A 25542-nucleotide genomic window follows, 5' to 3' on the forward strand; every position below is an offset into this window, starting at 1 on the left:
AGCGATTAATAAGAAACTTAACCGCCAATGGACGCCAAATGGGGCGTCATGCCGCTGTGGCCTTGATGTAGAAAATGGGTGGCTTTTTTATCTAATAAGGCCTCTTGTAGGCGCACTTGTAGCGCCGTTATTTGCGAGGCATCAGATAATAAATCGCGCAAGTCCACGCCATAGTCGCCAAATAAACATAAATGTAACTTGCCCAAGGAAGACACGCGTAAACGATTACAAGTAGCACAGAAATCTTTGGCGTAGGGCATAATTAAGCCAATTTCGCCACAGTAATCCCCATGCACAAACACTTCTGCCGGTCCGTCATTATGTGCCCTAAGTTTTTGTTGCCAGCCTTGTTGTAATAATTGCTCTTTAATCACGCTACCGCGCACATGATGGCGAGCAAAAAGCTCATCCATCTCGCCAGTTTGCATTAGCTCAATAAAGCGCAATTGAATGGGGTTGTCTTTGATCCACGCTAAGAATTGGCCTAAACCATTGTCGTTTAAGCCGCGCATCAACACCGCATTCACTTTTACTTGCTTAAAACCTGCCTCTAACGCCGCATCAATTCCCGCCATCACTTCATGAAAGCGGTTTTGACCGGTGATTTGATGAAACATACGCGGATCTAAGCTATCCACACTGACGTTGATCGCATCCAATCCGGCCTCGCGCCACTGCGATGCAAATTTGGCCATACGATAGCCGTTAGTGGTCATGGCCACTTTTTCAATGCCTGAGGTATTGGCCACAGTTTCTATAATATGTGTGAAATCTTTACGCAGGGAGGGCTCGCCTCCTGTGAGGCGTACCTTAGTGGTCCCCATAGCAGCAAAGCCGCGAGTGAGATGAGCAATTTCTGAGACGGTTAAAAAAGACTTACGCCCATCTGGCATATAACCATCGGGCAAACAGTACTGACATTTAAAGTTACATACATCTGTGATCGATAATCGCAGATACTGAAACTTGCGCGCATGCGCATCTTTTAATTCCAACATAAAAACACCTTTCCAAGAATGGGAGGCCAAGGCATTTCTACCTCTACCCTTACAGCCCTAAGCTGAGCGGTCGAGTCACCTTATTAGTGCACCATAACGGGCAATAACTTAGGCAAACACGACTCGGAGTTTTGACATAACCCGTTTTAACTTATCCTTAACCTTAAAGACAAGGTTAGCTTTAGATCAAGATAAATCGTTAACGACTGCCCATTATGAGAGCTTACGCAAACAAAGTCATGACCTGGCTCATTTTATGCCTCGCAAATTAAAAATAACGTATTAATTTGCGAGGTAATGAAGGCAGAAAAAGTGCGCTAAAGTCCGGTTTGACTGGGAATGTAAAGTTGGCATGAACATTTCATAGCTAGTAGCGAAGTTTTATCCCGTGCACTTTTCAGCATTAGCTGAAATTCGGCCAACCTCTGAGGTTGGCCATTTTTTTACCTAGGACTTATTTGCCTAGGAATTAGCTTGATGAAGGCGCTCCTTCACCAACGCCAAGGTCTCACTAAGCGCCATTTGCCAAGCTGTAAATTGCTGATTAATTAGCGCTTCATCGAGCTGCTTAGCGCTTTGCTCTAGCTTTTCACTTAAAAACTGACAACGTACAGCACCATAACTGCCACAAGCAGCGGTTAGGCTATGACACGACCGCGCCATTTGCACATAATCTTTAGCACTGTAGGCCTGCGCTAAGACCTGCCCCTGAGTCTGGCCATCATTTAAAAACACGGCTAATAAGCGTAATAGTACTGGCTCACCCAACTCTTGGCTCATTTTACTGAGTTGCTCATTATCTAATAACGGTAATTGGTCTTGTAACTGTTGCCAATTAAGCATGCGCGTTATCCCAGCTTTGTAGTTTTCGATAAATTGTCGAAGGACTCACTTCTAGTAACGCCGCTGCACGAGACACATTGCCCTGACAATGACTAATGGCTCTTTCTATGGCTTTACGCTCAAGTGTGGCTAAGGGGACGATAGGGGCAGGTAAATTATCTTGTACCCACTCCCCCGCTAACTGTTGATTAATGGGCTGATCAAGCGGAGCGGGTAGCATATCTAATTCTATCCACTCTCCCTCATGTAGCACGACTGCATTTCGAATGACATTTTGTAATTGGCGTACATTTCCTGGCCAATGATAGGCTTGCAAGCGATCTTTAGTGGCTTCAGATAAGCCCACAAACGATTTATTTTCTTCACGGGCAGCTTGGCGCACTAAAGCAGTGGCAATGCTAAGCACATCGGCACCCCGCTCGCGCAGCGGCGGTAAGTGAATAGGAATAACATGCAGCCGATAATAAAGATCTTCTCTAAAGCGCCCTTGCTCTACTTCAACTAGCGGATCGCGATTAGTGGCGCAAATAATGCGCACATCTACTTGTATTTGTTGTGAGCTACCCACGGGTTGAATTTGTCCGGTTTGCAAAAAGCGCAACAACTTACTTTGCAGCTCTAAGTCCATTTCACAAATTTCATCCATGAATAAGGTGCCGCCATTGGCGCGGATCACCGCCCCGCCTCTGTCTTGTAAAGCGCCGGTAAAAGCGCCTTTCATATGGCCAAACAGCTCACTTTCCATTAAGTCTTTAGGAATAGCTGCACAGTTTAGCGCAATAAAAGGACCATCTGGGCGAGCGCTGCGCTGGTGCAAGGCTTCGGCACACACTTCTTTGCCGGTGCCACTTTCACCGGTAATAAATACGGTGGCACTGCTAGGAGCAGCATTTTCAATTAAACGATAGACTTTTTGCATCGGCAAACTGGCACCAATAAAGCCTTGAAAAGGCGCACCGGCAATATCATGGCGATAACTGTCTAGCATTTGATTGAGTTGGCGAAACTTCATGGTGTTATGCAAGGTGACTTTTAAACGCTCAACTTCAATGGGTTTATTAATAAAGTCGTGCGCGCCTAATCGCATCGCATCCACCGCCACATCCACAGAGCCGTGAGCGGTGATCACAATGGTAGTAATGTTTAACTTCTCGCGGTGCAGCCATTGTAATATTTCCATGCCCTGCATATCGGGCAGGATCAAGTCGAGCAATAATATATCAGGTGCATGATGTGATATGTGCTCAATAGCGGCTTGACCGGTGTTAACCACTGTTAGCGATAGCGGTTCATCTTGCAGGTAGGCTTGGTAAAGCGCAGCTAAAGAGGCTGTATCTTCTACCAGTAAGACATTTAGCCTGTTATCTACCATGTTATTTCTCACTTTTTAACCATATAAGGGCTTTTTCACATCTAGGAGAAAAAAAGCTTGCAGTAAATTAACCCAATGTTAACATCATACCAACACTGAATGTGACTCATTTGTCACCCGTTTTATCTGTTGCAAAGTATGACTCATTTGTAACCCATGTCATCACTTTTGCTATCTGTGGTGATGAGATAAAGACGTTAAGTTCAGTTTGCTACTGTGTATGTTTTTCCTGTTAGTGTGTTGGTAACGACAACTGTTTAGCCTTGTGGCTGCTGCATAACCAGAGGATCCGTGCCTCTGGTTTTTTTTATTTAATACTCACACTTTAAGACCCGCCTAGGCAGGACTGTCTATATCAATAAATTCTACGCTCATATTATGGGTGCGCGCCAGCCACTCACCTAAGGCTTTTACGCCGTAACGCTCGGTGGCGTGATGACCTGCGGCAAAAAAATGCAGCCCGCACTCTCTGGCTACATGCACCGTTTGCTCAGATATTTCACCGCTGATAAAAGCATCTAATCCCAAGTCTGCTGCAAGATTGATATAGCCTTGCCCGCCTCCGGTACAAAGCCCCACTCTGCGAATAAGCGCAGGGCCGCTCTCACATACTGTTACTATCTTACTGCCTAGGTGATGGGCTAGCTGCTCTGTTAATTGTTGGGCCGTGAGCGGTTGTGCTAACTCACCCCACATCGGAATTGACTGCGCATTGCCAAGCTCCATGGCCTGTAATTGGCTTAGGCCAAGCATAGCGCCAAGTTGAGCGTTATTCCCAATAGTCGGGGCAATATCCAGCGGCAGATGATAAGCATAAAGATTAATGTCATGACTTAGCAGTGCTTTTAGTCGACGCCGCTTCATCCCCACCACCACTTCTGACTCGCCCTTCCAAAAGTAGCCGTGATGAACCAAGATGGCATCGGCGTTAGCAGCGATGGCTTTATCGATTAAGGCTTGGCTGGCGGTGACGCCTGTGATCACCTTACGTACCTGTGCTCGGCCTTCCACTTGTAAGCCATTAGGACAATAGTCTTTAATAGCATGAGAGTTAAGCAAGGTATTAAGCTGCTGTTCAAGTTCTAAGTTATTCATAATGCCCCTCTAAACATTGGCACAGAGCGCTAATAGCGCCTTAATATCGCCATAATAAATCATCTAATATTGCAGGTCTTGTTTGATGAACACCGCTTTAGCTTCAGTATTGTCACAGCTTAACGATCCTATGGTTCGTGATTTAGCTTGGGCCTTAGCCAGCTCCAACTTAATTAGCACCTGTGCACTGGCACCCAGCCAACCTTGGTATGACACCTTATTACTAGACTACCAGCCCCGCTTACAGGCGCTCGATAAAGCGCCTCACCTGCTACACCAACACTGTGCGCAGCCCACTAGACTGGGTTTTTATTTTGAAGCGCTGTGGCATTTTTTCTTAATCGACAGTCCGCGCTTTCAAGTGCTGGCCCATAATTGGCAACAAATTTTTGCCGGCACCACCGTAGGCGCTTTTGATTTTTTAGTATGGGATCGTCAATCACAGCGCATTGAGCATTGGGAATTAGCGGTTAAATTTTATTTAATAAGCCAGCCACAACAGCCCTTTGATCATGCTTTTGGTCTTAACACGCGCGACAAGCTGCGTCGTAAATACCATCACATGCTTGAGCAGCAACTGCAACTAAGCCAACATCCCCAAGTTGCGCTACGTCTTGAGCAACAACAGCTTATGCCAAGTCAGCAGCGACTCATTTTAAAAGGCCGGTTATATTACCCCCTTAATTGTCACCAGTTTATTTCGCCTGATAGCGAGCGCGGCAGTTGGGGCACCTCTCCACCGGCTGCGCATTTTATCGCGCAACAAAAATTGGGCTGGCTCACCGGCCATCGCCCTAGCGAGCAAGTCGCCCCCCGACAAAATTACTGTGACAGTCACGGCCAGTGGTATATGCAAGTAGACGCCGCATGGTTAACAAGTACGCAGTCTTAATGACTATTTCTTACGCTTATTCCGTCTTACACTCATCCGGTGCTTGACATGGCAAGCAGCTTTAGTATTGCGCTGCTTTTATCGACAAAAACAGCATAAAAATACGGCTAAAAATACTTATTTAAGTTTATTATCTTTAGGTCGATACTATCAGGGAAATTATCGAATAAGCGACAGGCCTGCAGATATGAATAGACGAAATCAGCACGTAATTGATGAAGAAGTGACTTATCCAAGCTCAGAGCAATTAGTCTCTACCACGGATCTGCGCGGTGTGATCACCTATGCCAATGATATTTTTTGTCGTGTCGCCGGTTTTCTACCTGAAGAAATGATCGGTAAAAATCATAATTTGATCCGCCATCCTGATATGCCAAAAGCGGCTTTTCGCGATTTATGGCGGCATGCAAAAGCCGGACGGCCGTGGCGAGGCGCGGTAAAAAATCGCTGCAAAGACGGTCGCTACTACTGGGTAGATGCCTATGTCACACCTATTTATGTAGAGGGTAAAATTACCGGTTACCAGTCGGTACGCACCCAACTTGATAGCCAGACGCGTGCTGTGGCAAGTCGCGCTTATCGCCAGCTGCTTAAACAAGAAAAACTAAAACACACGCCCTCACCCTTAGTCGCTAAGGTAAAATCAGCGCTGCCTTTAGTCGGTTTTATGGGTTTATTAGCCCTGATTGGCTGGCTAGCGGGCTTGATCACCTTGGGTATCTCCTTATTACCCTTAGCCTGGTTATTAGTTAGTTATCGCCAAAGCTGGCTCGGTTCACGGCAGTTTTTTACTAGCTTGAGCCAAGAGTATGACAGCATTTCTCGGGCTGTTTATTCAGGCAGCGCGCCCCATGCCATTGCTGATTACCATTTAAAAATGTGGCAAGCGCGCAATCGTACTATTTTAGGGCGAGTAGATGATGCCACCGAATCGCTAAAAGAGTTGGCTCATTCAATGATGCAGTCTATGTCGAGCGCGCGGCGCGAATTAAGCCAACAAGATAGCGATACTCAACAAATTGCCGCAGCAATTAATGAAATGTCAGCCACCGCCAATGACATTACTCACAGCACCCAACAAGCCAGCACCAATGCCAGTGAAGCGCAACAACAGTGCTTAGCCGCGCAAATGCAACTAGAGCAAACTCGCGAGCAAATTGTAAGCTTAGCCAATGAAGCTAAAGAAGCGGTCGCGGCCACCTTAGCGTTAACCGATGAGTCTAAGCGCATTGGTAGCTTAATGAACGAGATCCAAGGTATTGCCGATCAAACTAATTTATTGGCGCTGAATGCGGCTATTGAGGCGGCGCGCGCCGGTGAACATGGCCGGGGCTTTGCTGTAGTAGCTGAAGAAGTACGCGCCTTATCGACCCGCACCCATGGGGCTAGCGAGCAAATACAAACCAGTATTAATCATATTCAGCACACCTTGGAACAATGGCATAGCATGATGGACAACAATAGAGGGCGCAGCCAAGAATGCGTGCAGGCGGCAGCAGCCGGCAGCGACAGCTTAAACCGAGTAGTGACAGAAATTAATCATATTGTGTCGATGACGGTAGAAATATCCTCAGCCGCGGCGCAACAACAGCAAGTAGCCGAAGAAATTAGCCATAATGTGCATGATATTTCTACCCGATCTTCCGCTAACCTAAGCACGATTAGCCAAATGGAAGACTCAAGTAAACAACTGTTAGCTCGCTCTCAAGGACTCAATGATCTTACTCGTACTTTTTCCTAAACCATGAGCCTTAATAGCTCACAAGCCGAGCGCCAAATTTTAGCAGTATTAGCGCACGTGCCTGCTGGAAAGGTGGTCAGCTATGGCCAGCTTGCCGACTTAGCTGGCTTACCCAGACGGGCCCGATTGGCAGGGAGAGTGCTGCGCACCGCGGACACTCGCCATTTGCCTTGGCATAGAGTGGTGGCGGCAAGCGGACAATTAAGCTTGGTTAAAGGCAGTGCGCCGTGGTTGGAGCAGCGCCAGCGTTTACTCAGTGAAGGCGTGCGCTTTAAAGGCAATCCACTTAGCGGTAATACGGTAATCATGGCGCAGTACCAGTGGCAGCCCGACTTGGCTCAGCTGTTAATACTATTGGATTATTAAAGCTTAAAATAAGCCCAATTGCTGGCCACTCATATCGCTAAACTGCAGGCCAATAAAGGGTAAAATGGCCTCAGCAATGGGTTGCAGTTGGCGATCCACATAATGCTGATAATCAATGGCGGAGCTAAGGTACTCTTGTGGCTCTGGACCATTGATGGTCATTAAATAACGAATTTTCCCTTTACGTTGATAACGCAGCGCCTTACCTAAGCGCGCATTATGTTCATCCGCTTTTCGGGCTGCTCGCACTTGGGGTGGCTGAGATTTCACATATTGGGCTAGCGGTCGGCGCAACCGCTTTTCATATACCAGCTCATTATCGAGCTCACCGGCTAAGGTCGCGTTTAGGGTGTGGCGTATAAAATCACTGGGGTCGTGATCATGAAACACTAAGCGATAAAGCTCAGTTTGAAAGCGCTTAGCCAGAGGCGTCCAATCTGAGCGCACACTTTCTAAGCCCTTAAACACCAGCGTATCAAGGCCCTGCTCACGCTTTAATCCGGCATAGCGCTTTTTAGAGCCTTGCTCTTGATTACGAATAGTAGGCATTAAAAATCGGGAAAAATAACATTCAAATTGCAGCTCTAACTTACTCTCAAGCTGTAATTCATCGGCAAGCTTTTGCTGCCAGCGGTGGGTCACCAGCTCGGCTAAACGCCGCCCTTCTGCGCTGGCCGATTGTTCATTATGCTCGCCACTGAGCAGCACAAATATAGAGTCGGTATCGCCATAGATCACTTGCTGGTGCTCACTGATCCAGCGCGCACTTTGTTGCATAATGTCATGACCGCGCAAGGTAATAGATGACGCTAAGCGCGTATCATAAAAGCGACAGCCGCCTGAGCCTAATACGCCATAAAAAGAATTCATTAAAATCTTTATTGCTTGGGAGCGCGGCGCATCTTGTTCACGCTTTGCTTGGTCTCGCTCATGCCATAACTGCTCAATAATGGCGGGCAAAAAATGCTGATGGCGAGAAAATTGTGCGCCTCTATATCCAGGGATAGCGTCCGGCTCGTGCGCACCCACAATTAAGCCCAAGGGATCAATATGAAACGTGCGAATAATAGCGGGATATAAGCTTTTAAAATCCAGCACTAACACATGGCGATACAGCCCCGATTGGGAGTCCATCACATAGCCGCCTGGGCTGGCAAGTCCGCCACCAGCGGGCAAATTAGGGGCCACATAACCGGCGCGGTGTAAATGAGGCAAATAAACTTGAGTAAAGGCGGCCACCGAGCCACCTATTCGGTCTAACTCTAAGCCGGTTAATTGACTGCGCAGACGTAAAAAATCCAGTAATCGAGTGTGTACAAAAATATCCCACACCAAACGACAATCTTCTAAATTATAGGCCGCCAGTTTTGGCTTGTTATGATAAAAATCGCGGATAATGGTGGCTAGGCGATGTTCAACATCTTCTGTTTGTTTACCACGATGTAATAATTGCTGCGCCACGTTTTCTAAACTAAAACTGGCAAACTGATAACAAGCGGTTTTAAGGGCGTCTATACCATCAATCACCACCCTTCCTGCCAAGCTAATAAAAGATTGACCGCTGTATTTAGACTCTCGCAACAACATGGCTTGCCCGCCACGGCCAATACGCAAGCTTAGCCCATGTAAGTCGGCGCGCTTTTGTAATACCCTAAAATCAAAGCCCACCACATTCCAACCAATAATGATGTCGGGATCGTAGTCGTTGAGCGTATTAACAAAGGCCCTTAATAGCGCTTTTTCATCGGCTTGCCAGCGAATATCCATATTAGCGGGCTCAGGCGTGCCTATCATCAACACACAGGCTAAGTGTTGGCCATACAAGCCAATAGAGTACAACTCCCCTTGGCCCGAGCATTCAATATCAAGAGAGAGCACCTTAAATTGAGGGCTGTAATCACTGGCTTTTAAGCGAACGTCAGTAAGAGTAGTGACGCCCGCGCGGGTACTTGGCTTACCAATAAACGCCACGGCACCACGAATAAAGCGATTTAATAAAAAGCGCTCCTGTAAGCGGATATCATCTTCAAATACGCTGACGCCGACTTGGCGCAACAGCTGCGCCGCATGTTGCTGGCTATTAATAGTAGGAAAATACACCACGGCAACCGGTTCATGGCTAAAGGTATGCAAGCCAGGCTCAGCCCAGTCATAAGTAAGGGCTGCTTGGTGTAAGGTTTGGCACACTTGCTCTTTTTGACTAATAGGCACCATCAATAAGGTACGCTCGCCGCTCACTACAAGGCGTACCGGGCCTTGGTCAGTACTCAACCAATAGATAATTTCACAACCTTGATGGCGATCGCGACTGTGGCGGGTGAGTAAAAAGCCCTGATGCAGCGTATTCATAATGACCTTGTAGCACTTTATATGGGTGAGCGAGTGAAGCAGTTAACACGAACAAGGGATTATAGCGAGTAGGCTTAAATAATGGCGAGCCAAAAAATTCAGCCCCGATAAACGGGGCTGAATAGCAATATTAACAAACAGGCTTAGCGCAATAAATCGGTACGCTCAAACGCCGGCACCAAGGTATCGGCAAATTGTCGTAAAATAGCCGCGGATACCGGCACCTTATCTTTATCGCTTAGCGTAATGCTGCTTTGCTCACCTAAATCTCCTAGCTGCACTCGGTACTTTTGCTCAGGTATGGTGAGCGCTGGCAGGCTTAAGTCTTGCCATTTACCTTTTCTTAAGCCATCAAACTCCACATCCACATAGCCTAGTGCTTGTTGGCGGTTAGTAAGACTAAAGCCCAACTGAGGCAATAGGGTCACCAAGCGCTTCCAGCTGCGATCATATCCCTCTGCCACTAATAAGCGACTTTGGGCGGCTTGCAGCTCCACCTGAATAGGACTTTTATCTAGCAGGTTTTGTTGCTGCGTTAGCTTGCCTTGGTAATACAAAGAAAAGGCATTAAGCATGGCGGCTTCATCTTTTTGCTTGGTTTGCGCCAATACCTTGCCCGAATCCGCCAAGCTCACTTCCAAAGACACAGCGCGGCGCACTTCATCTGGCGTTAGCTGCCAATTAAAGCGCTGCTTTGGATTACTAATGGGGCTGCCATTACTGCTCCAACCGCTTGTCGACTCATGAGCATCGGCTTTTTTATCACTAAAAAAATCCGCCAAGGCTTGGTTTAACTCTTGTTGGAGTGGCTGATCTAGGCGCTGTTGATAAAACCACAATCCACTGGCGTTATCCATTATTTGCGAGCCGCGCACTAAGGGTAATACTTGAGTTGGCGGGCGTACATCGACCGCCTTGCCCGTGACGCCACTTGGCTTAATTTTAGGGATAATGTAGTCGTTATTAAAATTAGGCGCTTCTAAGCCCGCAGGGATCAACAAAGGCGCGGTTCTTAGGCTGGCATCTTCATAGTCAAAGCTACGGTTTGCTTGAGCTCGTTTTTCTGGACTGCTACAGGCAGCCAGCACACTAACGGCCAACACACTGATAATTAGGTTTTTGCTATTCAAATGTTTATCCACGCCCGATTAACTCCGCTTTAATTAACGCTTACTTTTTTGAGGAAAGCTCTGATAGAAAATAAGCTAAGACTCAGCACCAAAAAGGCAAACGCGGCTATTAAGATACTCACACTTTACTTAAAATTAGTGAACTGTGGCCAGCTTACTGAATACTCGAGCTACTGACTATGAAAAAGATACCGCAAAAGCATGCACCTGTGTTGAGCCTCAGCCAAGAAATGCGCATCAGCACAGTGTATTCACCTTTTTTAAAAATTAGATTTAAGCTGCTGAGCGGCCTAAAAATATTGCCAAATACTAGTGTTGGCGTGGGGTGAATACAAGCTGCCTGTGGCGAGGTACGCAATCTATGCTAGAGTCGGTGCTTCCATTTATTTGCTGAAACAGGCTTTAAATATGAATTACTTATCTGCTGGCAGCCCAGCCCCCGCCTTTACGCTTAACGACCAAAATGGTCAGGCCGTGAGCTTAAGCGATTTTAATGGTAAAAAAGTATTGGTTTATTTTTATCCTAAAGCCATGACACCAGGCTGTAAGGTACAAGCTTGTAGCCTGCGCGATAGCCAAGCTGAGCTGACTGCAAACAACGTAGTGGTATTGGGAATTAGCCCAGATCCTGTCGCTCGTTTAAAGAAATTTGAAGAAAAGGACGAGCTTAACTTTACGCTGCTCTCTGATGAAGACCACGCTATTGCCGACGCCTTTGGTGTATGGGGCCTAAAGAAATTTATGGGCAAAGAATATGAGGGCATTCACCGCATTAGCTTTTTAGTTGATGAGTCAGGGACGGTTGAGCAGGTGTTCGACAAGTTCAAAACCAAAGATCACCATCAGGTGGTATTGGATTATTTAGCTAAAAAGTAAGCGCTTAGCTCAAACTCGCGATTAAAAACTGTCTCGCCACGGAATACACGGAAACACACAGCAAAATGAAAACCCGTTAATAAGCACTTTTATCGGTCGTAGTAGGATCTTACAAATAAAAATACTTAACGTTTTTAATAGGGTGCTGAGTCGGTGTTGTGCCGTGTATTGCGTGGCAAAAGTAGCTTTCTTATCAAGGCTGCATTTTTTTAACTAGCCAAAAGCCAGCCAGCATGGCTAACACAAATAGCCCTGCTTGCCATTGTAAGCTGGCTAATAGCGCCATGGCCGACCCCGGACAAATGCCCACCCAGCCCCAGCCTGCCCCAAATAAGCTCGCCCCTATTACTAAGCGCTTATCAATAATCGGCTTTGCTAGCTTTGGTAAGTCGTTACCTAACACACATTGTGTTTGGCCAGCTTGGCGCCATCTATAATAACCTGGCATAAACACCGCCAAGGCTGCTGCCATCACCAGCCCTAAACTGGGATCCCACTCGCGCGTAATATTTAAAAAACCCTGCACTTTTTCAGGATTAATCATGCCAGAGATGCTAATACCTAAGCCAAACAAGGCACCGGACGCTAAAGCCACAACCATTAATAATCGTGATTTATTTAACATTTATTTGTCCCCAAACACACTGACTACTAGCATGGCCACACTCATAAACCACACAGTAGCGATGAGGGAGCGCCAAGAAAGTCGCCCAATGCCACAAATGCCATGACCACTGGTGCAGCCACTCCCAAGGCGAGTGCCCAGCCCTACCAATAAACCGCCCATCATTAGCTTAACGCTTGAGATACTCGCCAATGAAGGCGCATTTACACTGCCACTTAGAAATAACAACGCCGGCACACCCACTAAACCCAGCACAAATGCCCCACGCCATTGTCTCTCTCGGGGCTCACCTAGCCCTGCGACAATGCCACTGATGCCGGCAATTTTACCGCCCACCAGCAGTAACAATAAGGCGCCAGCCCCAATACAGGCGCCGCCGAGTAATGCCGAGCCAGGCGTAAAGTTAACAATGTTCATAGTGTTACCTTTGTAAATTAGCGTTAGCTAATAATAAAGGTAACCTTATATTAGTAAAGACTTATTTTAAATAAGTTAAAGTAATTGTCTGTTTATCGAGGCCTGTCATAGCCAACCATGAGTGCATTATTTACAATAGCGAGGTTTGCAGTCTGAAATGGCGCTAAGACGCGCGCGAGATAAGGAATGTTTATTTTATGCAGTTACCTGCATTGTACCGCCCTGCACATCAATTATGCTTTTTTCGCTTAGACTCTCAGTTCTATTTAACGCCCCTTACGGCAGTACCTAGCGATGAATTTGTGTTGCCAGATGCTAATCAGTCTTTGCTAAGCCAGTTGTCGCAAGACGATAGAAGCCAGCTTGAGCAAGTGTGCGCTCTTGGCGCGGCCACTAGCTTAGCGCTGACGATTGCGGGACGACGCTGGACCTGCCACCTTGCGCCGGTGGAAAATAACCAATGGTTATTAAGTGCCAATATGCTCAGCCACCAACAAAGCGATAAGCTGGGTCTCACCGAATGGCAGCTCGCCCAGCAATGGCAAAGCCGCCACACCGAGCCTGCTGGCGTCAGCATGCCCCAGCTTGTCGACACCTTATTAACAGAACAAGATGCAGACCGCGTTATTTTATGGCGCCATTATCCCGATGAAGAGATACTGCGCCCCCTTTATAGCCAAGGCATTGCGTTTAACCTGCTGCCCGTTAAAGCGGAGCGGCGCTATTTACGCACGCTGCAACAACGTGGCGGCTTAAGCTATAGCCACTGTGGTGAGCAACCGCTACTTAGTGCTTTTAGCTATTTAAGCCCAGACGGCATAGTGCACCGCCTAGATGTGCCCTTATTATTTGATAAAAAACTAATTGGCGTATTAAGCCTTGAATATACGCGCGCCCGTGAAGCCGTGAGTGGCGCCGATATGCAGTTTGTCGCCACCATTGCCGCTCAATTAGCACAATTAATTAGCCAGCCAGCGGCCGAGGTTGAGCTTAGTACCGACAGCTCCCTTGCCGCTCTCACGCCTGTTTTATTACGCCACACCGGCCAAGATTTTTTTAATCAACTGATGCAAGAGCTGTCGCGGCTGTTTCAAGCCGACATGGTGTTAGTGGGCTTAATTGCACCGCCTTATGAAAAAGTGCGAGTGGTGTCTTGTGTGCTAGAGGGAGAGTTACAGCCGCCTTTTAGCTTTAACTTAGCGGATACGCCCTGCTACGAAAGCATGATCAACGCACCTCATATTAGTATTTATCACCAAGATGTGGCTAACACATTCCCTAACGCTAATATATTAAAGCAGCACCAAATTCAGGCTTATGTTGGGCTAACAGTCACCGACTATGAACAAAAACCGCTAGGTAATATGGCGTTGTTATTTAAACGCCCACTGCGTACTGCAAGCCAAATTCAAAGCATATTAACGCAATTAGAGCACAGAGTGAGTGCTGAGTTACTCCGGCGCAAAGATCAAGAGGCACTGATGCTCTCGGCCGTAGCCTTTGATACTCAGCAAGGCGTATTTATTACCGACAGTGACTTACTTATTCAGCGCGCTAACCAAGCCTTTTTGCTGATCAGTGGCTATTTTTGTGAAAGCTTATTAGGACAATCGGCGCTAAATTTACGCGCAGACAGCCCCTATACGGCCAATGTTGATGGCATAGAGCACAGCCTAACCCAGCACCAAACTTGGCAAGGTGAGCAATTATTACTGCGTGCCGATGGTCAAACAGTACCGGTTAATTTGCGAATGTCACAAGTGCGCGACCGCCTAGGGGTCACTCACTATGTGGGAGTAATTGAAGATTTAACCCAACAAAAATCAAGCCAAGAGCGCATTCAGCAAATGGCGTATTTTGATAAGCTTACCGGCTTACATAATCGCCACTATATGGTGGATCACATTAGCCACACCATTGCCGATGCCCAAACGAATGGCCTGCGCGGTGCGCTATTATTACTCGACTTAGATGGCTTTAAGAGTATTAACGACTCACTGGGTTATCGCATTGGCGATAGCATCTTAGTACAAGTGGCCGAGCGCTTAGCCGCCTTTGCCGAGCAATTAGATAATGCCACCTTAGCGCGAATTGGCAGTGATGAATTTGTATTGTTATGCCCCAATATTGGGTACAGTTTTACCCAAACAAAAACCCGTATTGAACAACTGGCTTATCGGCTACGCGAGCAATTTTTATTGCCTTTTCAGATAGAGAGTTTGCGCCTACATATTAGCGCCAGTGTGGGCATTAGCTTATTCCCCGTAGCTGAGCTCGGGCTAGAAGAGTACTTACGCCAAGCCGACACCGCCAATCACATTGCTAAACAAGTGGCACCGGGCAGCCATATATTTTTTAGCCAAGAAATGGCCGATGAAATTCAAGAACGCTTAGCGCTCGCCAACGAATTACAGCTAGCGCTACACAATAATGAATTAGAACTTTATTTTCAGCCGCAACAGCGCGTGCAAGATAATGTATTGGCGGGCGTAGAAGTATTATTACGTTGGCATCCTAAAGGGCGCGCCCCCATTCCTCCAAATGTCTTTATTCCCATTGCCGAAGAAACGTCACTTATTTGTGATATTGGTAGCTGGGTTTTACAAAATGCCTGTGAGCGTTTTAGTGCCTGGCAACATCTACCTGGGCGGCCACAGCATTTTTCCGTCAATATTAGTGCGCGCCACTTTCACAGCCCCGACTTTATTTCTCAACTGTCATTATTAATGCACCAATATCCAAGCTGTCGAGATTGCTTAACGCTAGAAGTAACCGAGGGCGTGTTTTTAGAAAATTTAGCCGAGAGTCGCAGCCGCATGGCGCACATTAAATCGCTCGGCATCCATATTTCTATTGATGACTTTGGTACTGGCTATTCCTCTTTTGCTTACTTGCGTGAACTACCAGTAGATGAGCTGAAATTAGACAGAGCCTTTATTCAATATGTGGCTGAGCGCCCCCAAGATAAAGCCATTATTCGCAGCCTCTTAGAGCTGGCTCATACCTTAAACATGGAAGTGGTAGCCGAGGGAGTAGAAACTGCTCAACAGTTAGCGACCTTAGCCGAGCTAAGCTGCTTTATGTATCAAGGTTATTATCGTGCTCGCCCTATGCCAGAGCAAGAGTTACTGGACTGGCTGGCACAAAGCCAATAAATAACAACGGGGTATTTAAAAAGGCTCATTATGAGCCTTTTTTATTAGGCATAAATAAAAAATAGATATTCTTGGCCATTTTTCACGGGTTCTTTAGCAAAGCGATAGCCGTGCGCAAGCGCTTCTTCTGGCACATTACGAAACGAGCCTGGGCAGTCGGTGATCACTTGTAATAGCTCACCTTGGTTCATATCTGCCAAAGCTTCTAGAGTATAGATGACCGGATACGGGCAAGACTCACCGCGCAAATCCAAGGTGAAATCGGCTTCTAGCTCAGTGGACATAGGTTCTCTCTTGATGACTGCGCAATCGCGCCTGATGATAACGACGCTCATGATACAAGGTGAGCCAATAGAGTAAGCCTAACATACTTAACGTAGCGATCAGTGCCGCACCAGGGCCATAACTGGTAAGTAAATTCACCTTAGCGCCACTGCTCACTAACGCGTTATACACACCTAAATGATCCCAAGCATAGGCCAATAAAGTAGCGCCAATTATATTGCCGGCGAACACCGGCAAGAACAATACCTGCCCTTCCATTAACCGATACATCATGCCGGTTTCACAACCAGAGGCCAGCACAATGCCAAAACCAAATAAAATACCGCCCACCAAGGTGCTCAGTGCCGCCACTTGAGTAATGGGAGTAAGCCCATATTGTACAATTACAATAAATGTCACTATCGAGCTTAAGGCCATGCCCGCGATAATCGCCTTCGCCATTAGGCTTCGCCCTACCAAAAACAAGTCGCGAAATGCCGCGGTAAAACAAATTTGCCCGCGCTCAATTAATATGCCAAATGCCATACCAAATAATGCACCCCAACCTAAGCGCGAGTGGTTATTGATAAAAAAATAAGCCACTAAGCTTAAATAACTTATCAGTAACACAGCACCTATATAAGGCTGAATAAGGCGCACTTTAACAACCGAGGGCTTAGCGGCGCCGCGCGATAAGCTCGGCCGCCCTTTCCACCAGCGAACTTGAGTGAGCTTTGCGCCAAAGAAAGTGCCAATACCGGTAGCCACAATAAAAATCCAAGAATGCAGCGAAAACTGCGGCACCCCAGTAAAAAATGCCGCTAAATTACAGCCCAGTGCTAAGCGCGCGCCAAAGCCGGCAATAATGCCGCCTAATAAGCCTTGAGCATAACGGCGCTTTTGTTGCGGCAAGCGAATTTTAAAACTATTACTCAGTAGCACCATCACCAGTGCGCCAATAAACATGCCCCACACTATCCAGCCATCGGCGCGACTCCAAGTTGAGCCCTCAAGCTTTACCATTTTAAAGTACTGCCATTCACTGGCATCCACACCAAACAGCAATAAGAGATCGCCGCCTAAGCGCGTGAACTCACCGGTTACCGCCCACACCGTAGAGGTTAAGCCAAAGTAAATCGCGCTGAGTAAACCCGCCATCAGCAAAACAAAATAAGGACTCCAATGACGCTGGAAAAAAGCTGGAAGCATAATGAAAAAGCCTAATAAAAAAGCGATGAATAGCGCTAAAGAGCCGTATCTTAAAGCAATAGCGCTAACGGGTGCCAGTATTAATCCGCCACTCATACTAAAAGATAAGTAACAATCTGCGCCTTAATAGAAAATCCTATATTTGTGCTGGGCATAACAGCGCAATAAAGGTATAAATTATTGTAAAACTACATTACTCGGCCGAGCTTACATGATGGATCATAACTTAATAGCCCTATCTACTTGGCTAGGATTAACTGCGCCCTTAGCCAGTATCTTACTGGTATTAACGCTGGCGTTAATTGGCTGTATGGTGCGCTTGAGACAAACAAATAAAGCACAGCGCCAACAACTTAGCCTTATTCAACAGCTACAAGAAAATACCGACTCGTTTCGCTATTTAGTAGAAACCGCCCATGAGGGTATTGCTGTGGTGCAAAATCACCGCTTAGTCTATTTAAATCCACGCTTATGTGAGATGAGCGGTTATACAGAAGAGGAGCTGAAAGCCTTGCCCTCTTTTATACCGCTGGTGGATCCTTCGGTGCGCGATATTATGCTGGCGAATTACCAGCGCCGTTTAGCAGGCGAGCCCACCCCACAGCGTTATGAAAGTTTATTTGTGCGAAAAGATGGCACCAGCTACCCCATAGAGCTTAGCGGTGTGGCCATAGTGTGGCGTGGCGAAGCGGCGACCTTAAATATGCTCACCGATATTTCTGAGCGCAAAGCCGCAGAAGAAAAAATGCATTATTTAGCCCATCACGACAGTCTCACTGGCTTGCCTAACCGTGCTGCCTTACAAGAGCGCTTGCAGCATGCAATCACCTTAGCGCAGCGTAACCAACAGCCATTAGCCGTGTTATTTATTGATCTTAATGGCTTTAAACAAATCAATGACACCTTTGGCCATGAGGTGGGCGATGCTCTACTGCAACAAGTGGCCCATCGTATTCAGCCTTTGTTTAGAGAGTCTGATACTTTTGCCCGCATGGGCGGCGATGAATTTATTCTATTACTGACCCAAGTAACAGATGCACAAAGCATTAGCCAAAGCATGCAGCGCATTGAAGAGGCCATGGCCGCACCTTTTATCATCCAAGGCCAGCATTTACATTGTTATGTAAGCCAAGGCGCGGCCTTATATCCAGAAGATGGTGAGACGGTACAAGTCCTATTAAGCCACGCCGATCACAACATGTATGCCAGTAAACGCCACTACTACCAAAAACAAGGCAGCGCTTAAGTGCGAATTTAGCAACCTAGCTTAGCGACCCGCTAAGCGATGTAGCGCGAGCCACACTAACAGTGGAATAATAAGCAGCAGTGCAAGGGCCACAATAATAGCCACACTCACCGGCAAACCCGCAGCAAAGGCCAGTGCAAAAGCCAAACCACTGACCGCCGCTACCGGGTTAAGGGTTGCTAATAATCCTGCATTATCTGGCGCACCACTAAATAGCCAGCATAAGGCAAAAAACACTACTAGCGCAGCCAGCGTAGCCAGCACTCCACTTAGCTTCATACGCCCTACCCTGTTAGCCGCTTTTAGTTGATAGCAGCAATTAACTGGCGAACCTCATTTGTTTGTAAAGGCCGCACTAAACGAGCCAGCTCTTGGCCATTGCGTAGCAATATTAACGTCGGCCAAAGTTTGACCTTAAATGCCCGCCCCAACGGTTTGCCCTTACCGTCATATATTTTAATATGACGCAGCCCTGTATGTTCTGTTACTGCTTCCTTTATCGCAGCACTTGCAGCCTGACAGTGTCCACACCAAGGCGCACCAAACTCAAGTATGACGTCACCAGACAACTCGCCAATTTGCTCAAAGGTAAATGTTTCTTCTAAGTAGTCAGAATTAGAACCAAGATCATTAGTTATCATCCCATTTGCTCCCTTTTATAAATTATCAGAATGGCCACTGAAGCGTTGCTAACGCCGCCAACACAGGCGAGCGTAGCGAGTCCAGCCTGCTTGCTGGCGATTGTGCTTGGTCTTGTTAGTTGTCCTGTGCTAACGTTTGTACACACACAACAAGTTGGATGCTCTTATGGATACTAGAATTCAGTTTCGAGTCGATGAAGAAACCAAGCGCCTAGCCCAACAAATGGCTGAAAGCCAAGGCCGTACCCTTAGTGATGCTTGCAGAGACCTTACGGAACAATTGGCAGATCAACAACGTAAAGCCTTGTCTCATGATGTTTGGCTAAGTGAGCAAATAAATTTAGCTTTTGAAAAATTAGATGCCGGCAAATCTACTTTTATTGAACATGACCAAGCCAAATCCATAATGGCAGAACGTAAAGCTAAGATCCGCAGCCGGAGTGTTAACCCGTGATTCTATGGGAAGAAGAATCTCTGAACGACCGAGAAAAAATTTTTGAATTTCTTTATGACTTTAATCCTACGGCTGCAGATAAAACAGATCAGGTAATTGAAGATAAAGTAGAAAATTTACTTCAACAGTCATTAATGGGCGTGCAACGAGATGGGATAAAAGGTCGATTACTCATAATCCCAGAGATATCAATGATAGTTTCCTATTTAGTTGATGGCTCTGTCATTCGTATCATGAGAGTACTACATCAGAAACAAAAATTTCCGACGTAACGCCGCCAACACAGGCGAGCGTCAGCGAGTCCAGCCAGCTTGCTGGCGTTTGTGATTGGCTTTGTTATGAGTTTTAAGCAAACAATTAACATGGATGGTCTGTTAAAGTTTGACACTAGTGTTCGAAATATTTATATAACTCTATAAAAAAACCAAGCTAAGCCAGTTAGTAAAATAATAAATATACTTACGAGTAAAATAATTATTAATAGTAATCGATATATCACTTTTAACTGTTTTTCAACACTCAAAGTGGATATCTTATTTTCTTTAGCTATATTGATAGGGCTATCTATAGAATGCGCAGTAGCAACATTAGCTATAACGCTACCCCCGGCACCAATAAACGTAGCACCTGCAATAGTGACTATTGCAATAAAGGCAAAATTTAAATTTTCTGGAACATCAAATATTTGACTCTCTTTTATTTCTAGTCCTAGCGCTGCGCTTAATATCAGCACAAAGAAAGTACCACTGGTTATCATCAATGTTCCTTTATCTAGTTGAGTGATTTCATAGTGCACCATCCATAAAAATAATATTATATAACTAAGCGTAAAACCAAAAACAGAAAATCCAACATAGCCAAATGCACCTAAAAACAAAGATAGGACATAAATAAACCAGCCTATCACACCATATTTTTTACTTTTAGTAGCCTTATTTTTCATGATCTTTATACTCTAAGCAAATATTATAGGGCTATTTGGGATATGTACGCATAACAGCTAATTATGAGCTGTAAGTAAGAGCAAAGAACTCTCTGTAGGTAATCAAAGCTACCCAGCCAATATTGAATGAAGTACACCGAATGTTCAACGAGATGACCAGCTGAGATCTTGGATATTGAGCACCACAGCCAACTACCTTGCCCTGCTCCGTATTTGGCAGATAGCTGACTCATAACGCCTCAAACACAGGCGCAGCTTTGCTGCGTCCGAGTGCTTTGACTTGTTATGAGCTTATACGACGAGCGCCATTTGTTTATGTATTTCACTTTCTTTCTTTAATGGTTTAGATGACGCATTTAACTTTTCAATATCATTTAATAGAGCCACTAAAGACCTACCGACGGCATAAGCTAAGTTAACAGGGACGGCATTACCTATTTGCTTATATTGTGCAGTCAATGGGCCAGAAAAAATCCAGGCATCTGGGAAGGTTTGAATTCTTGCGTATTCCCTTACAGTTAATGGTCGATTTTCTTCTGGATGACACCTTTCAGTTTGTTTTTGTGCTGGTGAACAAGTTAATGTAAGGCAAGGCTCATCCCATGATAAGCGCCTTGCCATACCTGTTTTTCCTCCACCCAGAAAGTAGCTTTTTTTCATATATTCACGTTGTAGATCATCTGATAGATCGCGCCAATACCCACCCTGAGGTACTTTAGCTAGAATTTCGGCTTTTCTTTTTGGGTAAGTCTGGCCTTCTGATTTAGGCGTATCGGTATCAAATAAGTCGCCTTTTTTCAAGGCATCGCGCATAGTCATTATTCTTGTATATGGAGAAGGCCAGTTAAACTTAACAAAAGGTGCTAAATCTTTTCGAATGCCTATCAAAAACAGTCTTTCTCTTTTTTGAGGGACTTGATAGAAAACAGCCTTAAGAACTCTAGGGTCAACAAGCTCATAACCTATTTCATCTATAACATTGGTGATAGATTCAAGTGTTTTTCCATCATCATGTTTCAGCAACCCTCGAACATTCTCAGCTACAATTACTTTTGGGTTTGTTTCTTTTACAGCTCTTGCAAACTCAAAGAATAGAGTGCCTCGAGTATCCTCAAATCCTAATTTTTTACCTGCATAAGAAAAGGCTTGGCAAGGAAATCCGCCTGATAAAATATCAACTTGATCTCTATGTTTAGAGAATTCAACGTTAGCGACATCACCCTCTACAACATTCCATAAAGGCCGGTTTGCACGCAATGTATTACAAGCATGTCTATCAAACTCATTCAACAACAAAGATTGAAACCCAGCTTTCTCAAGCCCTAACGCTAAACCACCTGCACCAGCAAAAAGTTCAACTAACTTGTAGTCCCTATCTGGTTTAATAGTGACTTCTTCATCCCATTTACTATTAAACAATAGCTGAGCTTGTTCAAAATGTTCAATTTGAGAACGATGATATACACGGTAGTTATTATCAGGGTGCCTTTGCGGCACTAATGTACCATTGCTATCCCATCTTCTTAATGTTTCTTTAGAAACACTTAAAATATCAGCTACTTGAGCGATTGAGTAATAGTCAGGAATCATCTCGTTTACCCGTAAACATTTGCAATATGCATGCACTGTATGCAAATACAGCCGACCTGTCAAACCTTAGTCATGGTTACTCAATTCTTTTATTTGATCTGTTGCTGCTAGCCTCTTGATTACTTCATCGAACTCTTTGCTAAAATCAGCTTCAACAGCAACTGAGCCTATAGCATCAAGTAAGTCATCGTAAAATTCAGGGTCACCTGTTAATCGATGCCAAAATTCCTGTCCTATAAATACTGGATAATGATGATTCTTGGTGATTTTCTTATAGAAATTGCTTAGGTCTTGAGGTTTTCCGTATATAACCCCCACAATGAGATCTTGATGCGTAATTCTTAGATTATTCGTCCTAGAAAGATGGATTACATCTGTAAAATGACCTGCAATTGTTTGGACATCATCTTTGTTGATTGTGTTCGGGCCAGATTTTAATTGGCAGTATTTTCTGTGACCGTCCACTTGGTCAATAAACTCAATATCAATTCCATTTGTTGTGCTTCCAAATGTACCAAGCACTTCATTAGTAAACTTTTGAATTCCAGTACCGAAAATTGTTGTAACTGATGTCCCTAACACTCGCGGCAAAAGAAGAACTCTTGCAATACTTTCTGGAGAGGAATTTCCAGTAAGAAAATTTGCTAAATAAACGGCAGTAAAATGGTTGATATTAAACTCATTTGGATTTATTAACTTTTCAGTATTAGCAATATGCGATTTTGCAAAACTTTCAGTAAACCATTCTTTCGCATCGCTTAAAATTTTGTCTTTATCTAACATAAATTAACTCATTTAATTTTTATAAAATGCGGCTCATAACGTCGTCAACACGCGCGGCTTTGGAGTGAAGGCGAAGCCGGAACGAAAAAGCTGTCGCCGTGCTTGGCCTTGTTAGGCCAGAAGTTATCACTCCCCATCTTTGTCATCATTAATATCTGTGAACGGTATTGCTGGGTAATTTGCCTGTATCTTTGCGATATCAGGAGCGGTATACCACTTAACAGGTGCTATTTTACTGGCACCATCTATTACCTCTTGAGCCCCTTTCGTTAACCGTGTTCCACCAACCCCCCAATGCTCTGCGTAGGTTAGATTCTTAGATATTTCATCTATAAAGCTCTGTGCAACAGCTTTGTTAATTGGCTTTGTATAATTTTTGACTTGGATTCTTACATCAATTTGAGCGTTTGATAGAGCAGTTGTAGATTCACCCCGCACAACAATTTCATCAAGTTTTTGTGATAGGTTGTGAGGGCATTTTAGGGCTATATCCACCCCACCCTCTGGCGTAGTGGTGGTGTTTGCTCTTATGACCTCTATGCTTGGCTCGTGAACACCTAAGTTTGAGAATATTGCGGTAACCGCAAGCTCACCTTTTCTACCTTTCTCAGAATTCTTAGACATATTTTCACCCGACCACAAGCTTTATACTGATATCGTCAGAATATTGAGACTCTTTTTCTTTAAGGATTTCTCTTATCTTCAGCCAAATTAGAAGATTGGAAAACTCCTCGTCCAGCGCTTTGGAAACAAGTAGTCCATCTTTGGTCTGAAGCTTTACCTCTTCAACAAATCTAACCAGAGTATTGTCAACATGCCGCAAAATATTTTCCACATAGCTGAGGCTTTCATCTTTTATGATAGATACAGGTATATCAGCTTCCTCGCCCTTTGATTCCTTGATTTCCAGCTCAGAGATAAAATCATTTTCTTCGATCCAATCGACAAGCTCGTCAGGAATATATGCTGCCAAAACGTTTTCCGAGCTCTCATCTATGGGTATTTCATCTTCAAGATCATATCTGACTAATATTAGTTTTTTTGACATAGAAAGATTCCTTCTGGCATTGCCACTAAATTTGAATATCAGCCTAACGCTTCAATCAACCGCCGCGTTAGCGGTCGATTGGATTGACTTGTTAAATTTGAATTTGTCAGCCACATATTTAGCCGAATTTTCTATATATGGAAAAACAGTACTCTCGTTGATATTAAGAAGATCCAATTCTTTCAATATAGATTTTTTATTCGTTATCGTAATTCTTGATATTTCTATATCGGGCGTTCCACTTTCATCGAACACTGCATCTAGTCCGAACAATAGAAATGCTCCAGACTGAGAAGATATGCGATCGTTACTTTGCTTGCCCTTTACGCAGATGATTTTTCGTAGATCATCTGGAACTATTCCTGGTTCGAAAAATGGTTTTTCTTCTCTAATAAAATGAATAAGACGCTTGATAGGAAGCTGATCATTAAATTTATTCCCATCAAATCCGATCAAGTCTTTTTCTGTTTGAGGAAGCCTAGCTAGATTGGATATACAACTTGCTACATCGGAGTCGAAATATTTTATGGTTTTCCTTAGCATCGAAAAAACCACCACCTCTCCATCTTCATCTAACGAAGACTTACATGCAAAATAAAGGGCAATCAGAGGGTTAGATGTAATATCTAACAGCCTCGTAGGTAACGAGTAATGTTGCATTCGTACCAAGCTATCTAATGTATAAACATCGGACTGAAAATCATTTGAATTAGAAACCAACAACTCTCTGTATAATACATGTTCATTATCTTTATATAGATAATTCCCATCTTCGTCTTTTCTAAACAAAGATGGCTCTAACTTATATCTTTTCTTACTAGAATGACCGCGATAGAACACCTCACAGCCTTCATCTTTATTAAGTAACAATACTTTTCCAATGAAGCCTTGAACTTTGCTGATTTTTGGATTGGTTGACTTTTCAGATGTAGGTCTCTCTGGTTTACTTTTCATTGACTCGTGTTCTGGATCAATAATTCCAGATGCTCTGAGTCTGGTAAACAAATCCTCATCTTTTACTGCCCAATGAGTTCTATTCATCTCCCAGCCGCGAATATCCAGTAATGGTGCTATAGGAAGAATCTGTTGAAATGGTATAGGGGCAATGTCTTCTTGAAACTCAAATTCAATAAGTATGCTACGACCATGCTCTTTTATAGATGTTAAGTACCCAACCCTAACATCTGAATACTCACCTTCGTACGCAAATAAACAAGGATAACTTTTAAGATTTTGGATATGCATTTCGCTCAATCCCTTGAGGGCGAACGCAATATCTTCATTCGTATACTCAAGGAATCGGCTCTTATCATACTCATAAAAGCCTTGCTCCCAAGCTCCATCCATAGCTGTTACGAGTAAGTTATACATCTGGTGTTTAGTTCCTTAGTAAATTTAACGCTGCCAACACAGGCGAGCGTCAGCGAGTCCAGCCAGCTTGCTGGCGTTTGTGATTGGCCTTGTTAAATTTCAACTACTACTACTACTACTACTACTACTACTAC

At 44.8% G+C, this 25542-nt stretch carries 26 protein-coding genes and 1 riboswitch; of the genes, 8 read left to right on the top strand and 18 right to left on the bottom strand.

The features are described from left to right. Positions 1-17 precede the first annotated feature (17 nt). The 4 genes from moaA to CBP12_RS04640 all read right to left on the bottom strand — a co-directional run bounded on the left by moaA (position 18) and on the right by CBP12_RS04640 (position 4311). Complete coding sequence (gene moaA, locus CBP12_RS04625; RefSeq protein ID WP_086963395.1) at positions 18-998, bottom strand: GTP 3',8-cyclase MoaA; 981 nt, start codon at positions 996-998, stop codon at positions 18-20. Then, a riboswitch (molybdenum cofactor riboswitch) is annotated at positions 988-1139 on the bottom strand. Its footprint overlaps the gene before it by 11 nt. Positions 1140-1460: 321 nt before the next feature. After that, on the bottom strand, positions 1461-1841 hold the full coding sequence (locus CBP12_RS04630; RefSeq protein WP_086963396.1) for an Hpt domain-containing protein: 381 nt from the start codon (positions 1839-1841) through the stop codon (positions 1461-1463). Next, positions 1834-3213 carry a sigma-54-dependent transcriptional regulator gene (locus CBP12_RS04635; protein WP_086963397.1) on the bottom strand — a complete coding sequence of 460 codons (1380 nt, stop codon included), beginning with the start codon at positions 3211-3213 and terminating at the stop codon, positions 1834-1836. The genes CBP12_RS04630 and CBP12_RS04635 overlap by 8 nt, the downstream gene beginning before the upstream one ends. Positions 3214-3549: 336 nt before the next feature. Next, complete coding sequence (locus CBP12_RS04640; RefSeq protein WP_456299466.1) at positions 3550-4311, bottom strand: Nif3-like dinuclear metal center hexameric protein; 762 nt, start codon at positions 4309-4311, stop codon at positions 3550-3552. An 82-nt stretch (positions 4312-4393) separates the two neighbouring features. On the opposite strand from CBP12_RS04640, the gene CBP12_RS04645 reads away from it, so the two are divergent. From CBP12_RS04645 to CBP12_RS04655, 3 genes are all read left to right on the top strand, one after another. Then, the gene (locus CBP12_RS04645; protein WP_086963399.1) at positions 4394-5200 is read left to right on the top strand and encodes a DUF1853 family protein; all 807 of its coding nucleotides are present in this window, start codon (positions 4394-4396) and stop codon (positions 5198-5200) included. Positions 5201-5387: 187 nt separating this feature from the next. Then, positions 5388-6941 (top strand): methyl-accepting chemotaxis protein, encoded by a 1554-nt coding sequence (locus CBP12_RS04650; protein WP_086965370.1) that lies wholly within the window; start codon positions 5388-5390, stop codon positions 6939-6941. A gap of 3 nt (positions 6942-6944) precedes the next feature. Next, the gene (locus CBP12_RS04655) at positions 6945-7307 is read left to right on the top strand and encodes an MGMT family protein (RefSeq protein ID WP_086963400.1); all 363 of its coding nucleotides are present in this window, start codon (positions 6945-6947) and stop codon (positions 7305-7307) included. A 3-nt stretch (positions 7308-7310) separates the two neighbouring features. On the opposite strand, the gene CBP12_RS04660 is transcribed toward CBP12_RS04655, so the two are convergent. Together CBP12_RS04660 and bamC are read right to left on the bottom strand one after the other, a co-directional pair. Beyond that, the gene (locus tag CBP12_RS04660; protein WP_086963401.1) at positions 7311-9656 is read right to left on the bottom strand and encodes a DNA polymerase II; all 2346 of its coding nucleotides are present in this window, start codon (positions 9654-9656) and stop codon (positions 7311-7313) included. 143 nt (positions 9657-9799) lie between these two features. Continuing rightward, a complete protein-coding gene (bamC, locus tag CBP12_RS04665) occupies positions 9800-10798 on the bottom strand; it encodes an outer membrane protein assembly factor BamC (RefSeq protein ID WP_232455153.1) in 999 nt (332 codons plus the stop codon). A gap of 396 nt (positions 10799-11194) precedes the next feature. Here bamC and bcp point away from each other — a divergent pair, with 396 nt between their 5' ends. Continuing rightward, entirely contained in the window at positions 11195-11662 is a 468-nt protein-coding gene (bcp, locus tag CBP12_RS04670; RefSeq protein WP_086963402.1) for a thioredoxin-dependent thiol peroxidase, read from the top strand. Between the two features lie 193 nt (positions 11663-11855). Here the strand turns inward: bcp and CBP12_RS04675 are convergent, their stop codons facing one another. Together CBP12_RS04675 and CBP12_RS04680 are read right to left on the bottom strand one after the other, a co-directional pair. Continuing rightward, entirely contained in the window at positions 11856-12287 is a 432-nt protein-coding gene (locus tag CBP12_RS04675) for a DUF6691 family protein (protein WP_086963403.1), read from the bottom strand. Further along, the gene (locus CBP12_RS04680) at positions 12288-12704 is read right to left on the bottom strand and encodes a YeeE/YedE family protein (RefSeq protein WP_198341858.1); all 417 of its coding nucleotides are present in this window, start codon (positions 12702-12704) and stop codon (positions 12288-12290) included. 197 nt (positions 12705-12901) lie between these two features. Between CBP12_RS04680 and CBP12_RS04685 the strand changes: the two genes are divergently transcribed. Further along, positions 12902-15859 carry a sensor domain-containing phosphodiesterase gene (locus CBP12_RS04685; RefSeq protein WP_086963404.1) on the top strand — a complete coding sequence of 986 codons (2958 nt, stop codon included), beginning with the start codon at positions 12902-12904 and terminating at the stop codon, positions 15857-15859. A gap of 44 nt (positions 15860-15903) precedes the next feature. Here the strand turns inward: CBP12_RS04685 and yedF are convergent, their stop codons facing one another. Beyond that, positions 15904-16143, bottom strand: coding sequence for a sulfurtransferase-like selenium metabolism protein YedF (yedF, locus tag CBP12_RS04690; RefSeq protein ID WP_086963405.1), 240 nt, complete (start codon positions 16141-16143; stop codon positions 15904-15906). Continuing rightward, positions 16133-17332 carry a selenium metabolism membrane protein YedE/FdhT gene (gene yedE, locus CBP12_RS04695; protein ID WP_086965377.1) on the bottom strand — a complete coding sequence of 400 codons (1200 nt, stop codon included), beginning with the start codon at positions 17330-17332 and terminating at the stop codon, positions 16133-16135. The genes yedF and yedE overlap by 11 nt, the downstream gene beginning before the upstream one ends. A 211-nt stretch (positions 17333-17543) precedes the next feature. Here yedE and CBP12_RS04700 point away from each other — a divergent pair, with 211 nt between their 5' ends. Continuing rightward, a complete protein-coding gene (locus tag CBP12_RS04700) occupies positions 17544-18578 on the top strand; it encodes a sensor domain-containing diguanylate cyclase (RefSeq protein ID WP_086963406.1) in 1035 nt (344 codons plus the stop codon). 21 nt (positions 18579-18599) lie between these two features. Here the strand turns inward: CBP12_RS04700 and CBP12_RS04705 are convergent, their stop codons facing one another. Both CBP12_RS04705 and CBP12_RS04710 read right to left on the bottom strand, forming a co-directional pair. Continuing rightward, complete coding sequence (locus CBP12_RS04705) at positions 18600-18857, bottom strand: hypothetical protein (protein ID WP_086963407.1); 258 nt, start codon at positions 18855-18857, stop codon at positions 18600-18602. A 23-nt stretch (positions 18858-18880) separates the two neighbouring features. Further along, entirely contained in the window at positions 18881-19219 is a 339-nt protein-coding gene (locus tag CBP12_RS04710) for a thioredoxin family protein (protein WP_086963408.1), read from the bottom strand. 166 nt (positions 19220-19385) lie between these two features. Here CBP12_RS04710 and CBP12_RS04715 point away from each other — a divergent pair, with 166 nt between their 5' ends. Beyond that, the gene (locus CBP12_RS04715; RefSeq protein WP_086963409.1) at positions 19386-19673 is read left to right on the top strand and encodes a type II toxin-antitoxin system RelB/DinJ family antitoxin; all 288 of its coding nucleotides are present in this window, start codon (positions 19386-19388) and stop codon (positions 19671-19673) included. Continuing rightward, positions 19670-19945 carry a type II toxin-antitoxin system RelE/ParE family toxin gene (locus tag CBP12_RS04720; protein WP_086963410.1) on the top strand — a complete coding sequence of 92 codons (276 nt, stop codon included), beginning with the start codon at positions 19670-19672 and terminating at the stop codon, positions 19943-19945. The genes CBP12_RS04715 and CBP12_RS04720 overlap by 4 nt, the downstream gene beginning before the upstream one ends. Positions 19946-20076: 131 nt before the next feature. Here CBP12_RS04720 and CBP12_RS04725 read toward each other — a convergent pair whose 3' ends face one another. From CBP12_RS04725 to CBP12_RS04750, 6 genes are all read right to left on the bottom strand, one after another. Next, positions 20077-20616: a hypothetical protein gene (locus CBP12_RS04725; protein ID WP_086963411.1), complete on the bottom strand. Its 540-nt coding sequence runs from the start codon at positions 20614-20616 to the stop codon at positions 20077-20079. 291 nt (positions 20617-20907) lie between these two features. Further along, entirely contained in the window at positions 20908-22206 is a 1299-nt protein-coding gene (dcm, locus tag CBP12_RS04730) for a DNA (cytosine-5-)-methyltransferase (protein ID WP_086963412.1), read from the bottom strand. Positions 22207-22272: 66 nt separating this feature from the next. Continuing rightward, entirely contained in the window at positions 22273-22989 is a 717-nt protein-coding gene (locus tag CBP12_RS04735; protein ID WP_086963413.1) for a PmeII family type II restriction endonuclease, read from the bottom strand. Between the two features lie 126 nt (positions 22990-23115). Continuing rightward, positions 23116-23613, bottom strand: a complete 498-nt coding sequence (locus CBP12_RS04740) for a hypothetical protein (protein WP_086963414.1) — start codon at positions 23611-23613, stop codon at positions 23116-23118. 4 nt (positions 23614-23617) lie between these two features. Beyond that, complete coding sequence (locus CBP12_RS04745; RefSeq protein ID WP_086963415.1) at positions 23618-24037, bottom strand: hypothetical protein; 420 nt, start codon at positions 24035-24037, stop codon at positions 23618-23620. A gap of 51 nt (positions 24038-24088) precedes the next feature. Next, entirely contained in the window at positions 24089-25408 is a 1320-nt protein-coding gene (locus CBP12_RS04750; protein WP_086963416.1) for an FRG domain-containing protein, read from the bottom strand. Between the last annotated feature and the right edge of the window lie 134 nt (positions 25409-25542).

The organism is Oceanisphaera avium (assembly GCF_002157875.1).
GTDB classification, from domain to species: Bacteria; Pseudomonadota; Gammaproteobacteria; order Enterobacterales; family Aeromonadaceae; genus Oceanimonas; species Oceanimonas avium.

Bases quoted from the DNA above. Each gene is read 5' to 3' on its own strand.
- dcm (WP_086963412.1), bottom strand. From the start codon at position 22,206: ATGATTCCTGACTATTACTCAATCGCTCAAGTAGCTGATATTTTAAGT.
- CBP12_RS04655 (WP_086963400.1), top strand. From the start codon at position 6,945: ATGAGCCTTAATAGCTCACAAGCCGAGCGCCAAATTTTAGCAGTATTA.
- yedF (WP_086963405.1), bottom strand. From the start codon at position 16,143: ATGTCCACTGAGCTAGAAGCCGATTTCACCTTGGATTTGCGCGGTGAG.
- CBP12_RS04680 (WP_198341858.1), bottom strand. From the start codon at position 12,704: ATGAACATTGTTAACTTTACGCCTGGCTCGGCATTACTCGGCGGCGCC.
- CBP12_RS04715 (WP_086963409.1), top strand. From the start codon at position 19,386: ATGGATACTAGAATTCAGTTTCGAGTCGATGAAGAAACCAAGCGCCTA.
- CBP12_RS04710 (WP_086963408.1), bottom strand. From the start codon at position 19,219: ATGATAACTAATGATCTTGGTTCTAATTCTGACTACTTAGAAGAAACA.
- CBP12_RS04660 (WP_086963401.1), bottom strand. From the start codon at position 9,656: ATGAATACGCTGCATCAGGGCTTTTTACTCACCCGCCACAGTCGCGAT.
- CBP12_RS04685 (WP_086963404.1), top strand. From the start codon at position 12,902: ATGCAGTTACCTGCATTGTACCGCCCTGCACATCAATTATGCTTTTTT.
- CBP12_RS04650 (WP_086965370.1), top strand. From the start codon at position 5,388: ATGAATAGACGAAATCAGCACGTAATTGATGAAGAAGTGACTTATCCA.
- bcp (WP_086963402.1), top strand. From the start codon at position 11,195: ATGAATTACTTATCTGCTGGCAGCCCAGCCCCCGCCTTTACGCTTAAC.
- CBP12_RS04675 (WP_086963403.1), bottom strand. From the start codon at position 12,287: ATGTTAAATAAATCACGATTATTAATGGTTGTGGCTTTAGCGTCCGGT.
- CBP12_RS04635 (WP_086963397.1), bottom strand. From the start codon at position 3,213: ATGGTAGATAACAGGCTAAATGTCTTACTGGTAGAAGATACAGCCTCT.
- moaA (WP_086963395.1), bottom strand. From the start codon at position 998: ATGTTGGAATTAAAAGATGCGCATGCGCGCAAGTTTCAGTATCTGCGA.
- CBP12_RS04750 (WP_086963416.1), bottom strand. From the start codon at position 25,408: ATGTATAACTTACTCGTAACAGCTATGGATGGAGCTTGGGAGCAAGGC.
- CBP12_RS04740 (WP_086963414.1), bottom strand. From the start codon at position 23,613: ATGTCTAAGAATTCTGAGAAAGGTAGAAAAGGTGAGCTTGCGGTTACC.
- CBP12_RS04645 (WP_086963399.1), top strand. From the start codon at position 4,394: ATGAACACCGCTTTAGCTTCAGTATTGTCACAGCTTAACGATCCTATG.
- CBP12_RS04735 (WP_086963413.1), bottom strand. From the start codon at position 22,989: ATGTTAGATAAAGACAAAATTTTAAGCGATGCGAAAGAATGGTTTACT.
- yedE (WP_086965377.1), bottom strand. From the start codon at position 17,332: ATGCTTCCAGCTTTTTTCCAGCGTCATTGGAGTCCTTATTTTGTTTTG.
- CBP12_RS04700 (WP_086963406.1), top strand. From the start codon at position 17,544: ATGATGGATCATAACTTAATAGCCCTATCTACTTGGCTAGGATTAACT.
- CBP12_RS04745 (WP_086963415.1), bottom strand. From the start codon at position 24,037: ATGTCAAAAAAACTAATATTAGTCAGATATGATCTTGAAGATGAAATA.
- CBP12_RS04630 (WP_086963396.1), bottom strand. From the start codon at position 1,841: ATGCTTAATTGGCAACAGTTACAAGACCAATTACCGTTATTAGATAAT.
- CBP12_RS04705 (WP_086963407.1), bottom strand. From the start codon at position 18,857: ATGAAGCTAAGTGGAGTGCTGGCTACGCTGGCTGCGCTAGTAGTGTTT.
- CBP12_RS04725 (WP_086963411.1), bottom strand. From the start codon at position 20,616: ATGAAAAATAAGGCTACTAAAAGTAAAAAATATGGTGTGATAGGCTGG.